The 2,952-nt window shown below is 71.7% G+C and carries 2 protein-coding genes; both read left to right on the top strand.

What is annotated here, in order from left to right:
• On the top strand, positions 1-1,155 hold a 1,155-nt coding region (locus RIF89_RS13255; RefSeq protein WP_309069564.1), incomplete at its 5' end, for a deoxyguanosinetriphosphate triphosphohydrolase.
• The coding region (gene dnaG, locus RIF89_RS13250) for a DNA primase (RefSeq protein ID WP_309069563.1) at positions 1,155-2,952 on the top strand (1,798 nt) is incomplete at its 3' end. The genes RIF89_RS13255 and dnaG, both read left to right, overlap by 1 nt.

Here is a 2,952-nt window from a genome sequence, read left to right as displayed (position 1 = left end):
CAGGTCGGCCGGGAGCTGGCCGTCGCCCTCGGCGTGTCCGCCGACGTCGTGGACACCGCCTGCCTCAGCCACGACCTCGGGCATCCGCCCTTCGGGCACAACGGCGAGCGAGCGCTCAACGAGTGGGCCGAGCCGATCGGCGGTTTCGAGGGCAACGCGCAGTCCCTGCGCATCCTCACGCGTCTCGAGGCGAAGGCTCTCGATGACCAGGACCGCTCCGTGGGGCTCAACCTGACCCGCGCGAGCCTCGATGCGACGTGCAAGTACCCGTGGACGGTCGACAGCCCGGTGCCGGACCCGGGCGGCCGGCTGAAGTTCGGCGTCTACCCGGAGGACGAGGCCGTCTTCCGATGGATGCGCGAGGGCGCTCCGGCGCGCCTGCGCTGCATCGAGGCCGAGATCATGGATCTCTCCGACGACATCGGCTACTCGGTGCACGACTTCGAGGATGCGATCGTCAACGGCTATCTCGACGTCGCCCAGCTGTCCGACCCGAGCGATCATGATGCGCTGGTCGGGCGGATCCAGCAGTGGGTGGGCTACGACTTCACGCGGGAGGAGCTGGCGGACGCGCTGTACCGGCTGACCTGCCAGCCGATGTGGCTGCAGTCCTTCGACCGCTCTCGGCGCGACCTCGCTCGTCTGAAGAACCTCACCAGCGACCTGATCGGGCGGTTCGCGCGCGCCGCTGTGGCCGCGACGAGAGAGACCTATCGCGGCCCGGCGCTCGCGCGCTACAACGCGCACGTCGTGGTGCCGCGGGTCGTCGAGGCCGAGATCGCGGTGCTGAAGGGCATCATGGGCCAGGCGATCGTGACCATCGAGGCGCGCAAGGGCGTCTACAAGGAGCAGCGACGCGTGCTCAAGCGCCTCGCCGACGCGCTGTGGTCGACAGATGCGCTGTGGACCGCGGGGGCTGACGTGCTGGAGCCCGCCTTCGCCGCCGACTTCATGGACGCGGAGACGGACGCGGAGCGGGCGCGCGTCGTGGTCGACCAGCTCGCGAGCCTCACCGATCAGACGGCCCTGGACTGGCACAGCCGCCTGGTCGGGGACATCGACCCGGCCGAGGTGGGCATCTGGACGCCCCGGCACGCGCGCCCAGGCACTCGTCCGCACGTGCACGCCCGGACGGTCCCCGAAGGGGTGCGCTGATGCCGCGGATCCGGCAGGCCGACGTCGACGAGGTCAAGGCGCGCACCAACATCGCCGACATCGTCGGCGAGCGCGTCGCCCTCAAGTCCGCAGGCGTCGGCTCGCTCAAGGGCCTGTGCCCGTTCCACGACGAGAAGAGCCCGAGCTTCCACGTCCGCCCGCAGGTCGGCTACTACCACTGCTTCGGCTGCGGCGAGTCCGGCGACGTCTACTCGTTCCTGCGTGAGATGGATCACGTGAGCTTCACCGAGGCGGTCGAGAGACTCGCCGGGCGCATCGGCTACGCGCTGCACTACGAGGACGGCGGCGCGGCTCCGGAGTCCAGCGGCCGCAGCCGGCTGTACGCGGCCAACACGGCCGCGGCGGAGTTCTTCCGGGCGCAGCTGCTGACCCCGGATGCCGAGGCCGGTCGGCGATTCCTCGGGGAGCGCGGTTTCGACGCCGGCGCCGCCGCGCATTTCGGCGTGGGCTTCGCTCCTCGCGGTTGGGACGGAATGCTGAAGGCGCTCACCGCGCAGGGCTTCACCCGGGACGAGCTCAGCGCCGCCGGGCTCGTCTCGACCGGTCAGCGCGGCGTGTACGACCGGTTCCGCGGGCGGCTGGTCTGGCCCATCCGCGACGTGTCCGGCCAGACGATCGGCTTCGGCGCGCGCAAGCTCTTCGACGACGACCAGGGCCCGAAGTACCTGAACACGCCGGAGACGCCGATCTACAAGAAGGCGCAGGTCCTCTACGGGCTCGATCTCGCCAAGCGCGACATCTCCCGCGGCGACCCGCGCCGGGTCGTGGTCGTCGAGGGGTACACCGACGTGATGGCCTGCCACCTGGCCGGCATCACCACCGCGATCGCGACCTGCGGGACGGCCTTCGGCGCCGAGCACATCAAGGTGCTGCGACGTGTGATGGGCGACGACAACGCCTCCGGCGAGGTGGTATTCACCTTCGACGGCGACGAGGCGGGCCAGAAGGCGGCGCTGCGCGCGTTCACCGAGGACGACCGGTTCAACGCGCAGACCTTCGTCGCGGTGGCGCCGGACGCACTGGACCCGTGCGACCTCCGGCTGCAGCGGGGCGACGCGGCGGTCAGGGCGCTGATGGACGCCAAGGTGCCGATGTTCGAGTTCGCGATCGACCGGCGGCTGGCCGGCTTCGATCTGTCCACCGTCGAGGGCCGGGTGGGGGCGCTGCGCGCCGCCGCGCCGATCGTCGCCGAGATCAGGGATCGACTGCTGCGGCCCGGCTATGAGCGCGTGCTCGCCCGCCGGCTCGGCATGGACCCGACCGAGGTGCGCACCGAGGTGGAGCGCGCGGCGCGCAGCGGCGGCTCCGCCGGACCGCAGCAGCGCACCCAGGCGCACCCGGCCGATCCAGGACCCGCGGCTGGTCAGGGGATCGCGCCCGTGACGCTGGCCGGCCTCCCGCGCACGGCCGACGTGGCGGTGGAGCGCGACGCCCTGATGGGCGCTCTGCAGTACGGGCACCAGCTCGATCAGGCGCTCCTCAGCAGGGCGCTGGAGGGCACGTTCCGAACGCCCGGTCTGGAGGCGGTCCGTGCGGCAGTGGCATCCGCTCCCGACCGCACCAGAGCCGGATGGGTGACGGATGCCGTGAACGCCGTCCGCGAGCCGTACCGTTCGCTGGCGGGCGAGCTGCTGATGACCCCGTTCCCTGCGAAGGACGAGGAGGGCGCCGTCGCCTCGGCGACCGACCTCGCGCGTCGCCTGATCCTGCGCAGCCTCGAGCACGAGAAGCAGGAGCTGCTGGGCGCCGTCCAGCGGGTGCCCGCCGATTCCGACG

It is taken from the genome of Microbacterium sp. (genome assembly GCF_031178525.1).
Lineage (GTDB): Bacteria > Actinomycetota > Actinomycetes > Actinomycetales > Microbacteriaceae > Microbacterium.
This window is presented reverse-complemented; position numbering and strand designations above follow the sequence as displayed.